This window comes from Streptomyces colonosanans (assembly GCF_001866645.1).
GTDB classification, from domain to species: Bacteria; Actinomycetota; Actinomycetes; order Streptomycetales; family Streptomycetaceae; genus Streptomyces; species Streptomyces colonosanans.
Genome location: NZ_MLYP01000138.1, coordinates 1 through 2,991, shown reverse-complemented (window position 1 = coordinate 2,991; position 2,991 = coordinate 1). Strand labels below are relative to the sequence as shown.

General features: G+C 75.6%; 2 protein-coding genes. One reads left to right on the top strand and one right to left on the bottom strand.

Annotated features, from left to right (window positions below; translation table 11 throughout):
* Positions 1–978 (bottom strand): DNA repair protein RadA (locus tag BIV24_RS30750; RefSeq protein WP_071369748.1); only part of this gene is annotated, 978 nt, incomplete at its 3' end.
* A 295-nt stretch (positions 979–1,273) separates the two neighbouring features.
* Here BIV24_RS30750 and BIV24_RS30745 point away from each other — a divergent pair.
* A partial coding sequence (locus BIV24_RS30745) for a BACON domain-containing protein (protein ID WP_107459827.1) occupies positions 1,274–2,991 on the top strand: 1,718 nt, incomplete at its 3' end.

Below are 2,991 nucleotides of genomic sequence, written 5' to 3'. Positions count from 1 at the left end.
CGTGCGGCGCGGGGACGGGATCTGCGTGTCCACCGTGAGCGCCTGTACCTCGGCCACCAGGGGGCGGCGGCCCTCCAGGGTGACGGTCAGGCAGGTGCCGGGGACCGGCTCGTCGCGACGGGTCAGGAACAGGCCGCTGGGGTCCGCGAGGCCCGTGATCCCCTCGTCGTGCAGCTCGAAGCAGCCGACCTCGTCCGTCGCGCCGTACCGGTTCTTGACACCCCGTACCAGGCGCAGGCGCGCGTGCCGGTCGCCCTCGAAGTGCAGGACGACGTCCACGAGGTGTTCGAGCAGGCGCGGGCCCGCGATCGCGCCGTCCTTGGTGACGTGGCCCACCAGGAGGGTGGCCATGCCGCGCTCCTTGGAGGCGCGGATGAGCGCCCCGGCGACCTCGCGCACCTGGGCCATGCCGCCGGGCGCGCCGTCGATCTCCGGGGAGGCGACGGTCTGTACGGAGTCGAGGATGAGCAGCGAGGGTTTCACCGCGTCCAAGTGGCCCAGTACGGCGGCGAGGTCCGTCTCGGCCGCCAGGTAGAGGTGGTCGTCGATGGCCCTGATGCGGTCGGCGCGCAGACGCACCTGGCTCGCCGACTCCTCGCCGGTCACATACAGCGTGCGGTGCTCGTCGCTCGCGGCCTTGGCCGCGACGTCCAGCAGGAGCGTGGACTTGCCGACCCCGGGTTCGCCGGCGAGCAGCACGACCGCGCCGGGCACCAGGCCGCCCCCGAGGACGCGGTCCAGCTCGGGCACGCCGGTGGAGCGGGCGGTGGCCTGGCGCCCGTCGACCTGGCCGATGGGCAGGGCGGAGTTCGTCACCCGGCCCGGTGTCGTGGTCCGCACCGCGGGCGCGCCGTACTCCTCGACCGTCCCCCAGGCCTGGCACTCGGGGCAGCGGCCGAGCCACTTGGCGGTCTGCCAGCCGCACTCGGTGCAGCGGTAGGACGGCCGGTCCTTGGTGGTCTTCGTACGGGCAGCCATGGACGAAACCGTAGCCGAGGCCACCGACACTCCGGGGCCCCCGCCGGGACAGGGGCCCCGGAGGCCGCCGTATCCCGGGCCTGCCCGTGCGCGCGGCCGCCTCCTGCGAGGGCCGCCTCACCCGGGGCCGGAATCCGTCGGTGACCATCGTCCTGTGGGCGGACAGGACCTCCGTCCGGAGCGGACCGCCGAATCCGCCGCTCCTATCGTCTTACGAGAGATCGTTTCACCCGTACGGAGTAAATGTGCGCAAGGGAGCCGTAGGCGCCGCCCCGCGGCGCCTACGGTCGCACGGGTGATGAGCAGCAGGCCGGAGACCTCCACGCACGCCACCGGCGCCCACCCGGCGCGCGGGGACGCACGCAAGCGGGGGAGCGCGCCTCGTGGTGCGAACACCCGCACCGCGGCCCCGGGGCCGCCCGCGCGTTACGAGCCGTATGTGGACGGCCTGTTCACCTACTGCCTCTCCGTGCTGTGCGATCACGACGCGGCGACCGCCGCCCTGGGGGACGCCCTGGCGATCGCCGAGCGTCGCGGGACGCGCGGCCCGCAGGCCTCCGACGACCACCGCGCCTGGCTGTACGCTCTCGCCCGCTGGTCCTGTCTGCGCAGGCTCGCCGAGGCCCGGCGGCGCCGCCCGGCCGGCCATGCCGCCGGGCGTGACCGTGCGCACAAGGAGGCCGCCGACCGGCGCGCCGCCGAGGCGGTCGGCGCCGCCCCCGTCCCCGAAGAGGTCCAGGAGCTACGCCGGCGGGAACTCGTCCGGCTCGCCTGGCCCGAGGCCGCCGGCACCACACCCGAGCAGCGCGAGGCACTCGAACTCGCCGTCCGTCACCAACTCGCTGCCCGCGAGGTCGCCGCCGTGCTCGGCACGGGCCTCGCCTCCGCACGCGAGCTGCTCGCCTCCGGCGCCTGCGAGGTCGAGCGCACCCGCGCCGCCCTCGCCGTCGTCGAGACCGGCACCTGTCCGAGCGTCGCCGGCCTCACCGACGACCCCCGGCTCGTCCTCAGTGCCGCGCTGCGCCGCGAGCTGGTCCGGCACGTCGACGACTGCCCACGCTGCCGTCGCACCGCCGAGCGCGCCGTCCCCGGCAGCTGGCCCGGCACCAGCGTCACCCCTGCCGAGCTGCCCGTCCTTCAGGCCCCGAAAGCGGCCCTGCAGGCCGCGGTGGCGCACGCCCCCCGCGCACGGAGCGACGCACCCCACTTCGACCGGCGCGGCTTCCCCATGGACCCGAAGGACCATGCGGCCCGCCGTGAACGCCTGCGCGCGCGTGCCGTCACGACGACCGTGGTCGCCACCGTGATCGCGGCCCCCCTCCTCGCCCTGTGGGCCACTTACCGCGGCGCGCCCCTCACCGGGGAGGCCTCCGACGGCAGCACCGCCACCGCCCGCGAGGCGCACGGTCCCGGCTCCCTCGGCGGTGAGGGCACAGGGGGGTACGAGAACGCGGGCAACGCCAGGATGAAGTCCGACCCCGGACTCGACCGGAACGGCCACGCGCCGGACGTCTCCGTCAAGGTCATCGGCGGGCAGACGGATGCCCCGGGGCAGGGACACCTCGCGGTGTCGGCCCGCAACGACGGGACCACGACGATCGTCACACTGACGGCGTCCGGGGACTCACCCGTCCACTGGTCCGTGTCCACGAGCGCCTCCTGGCTCTACCTGAGCCAGTCCTCGGGGACGCTCGCCCCGGGCGAATCGTTCACGCTCCGGGTGTTCGTCGACCACCTCCGCGAGCCCACCGGCGCCTGGCACGCGCGTCTGACCGTGGCCCCCGCGGGCGCCGTGGTCTCTATCGACGGGTACGGTCCCGCGGGCCCCTCCGACCCGCGGCCCGCTCCCACGCATCCCGCCCCCTCCCCGCCCGCACCGAGCGGTCCGCCGTCGACCGGGCCGGAGCCCACGCCCGTCGACCCGACCCCGACGGACCCGGCACCCACGAGTCCGCCCTCCTCCGAGCCGCCGTCCTCGACCCCGCCGCCCGCGACGTCACCGCCCGCCGACAG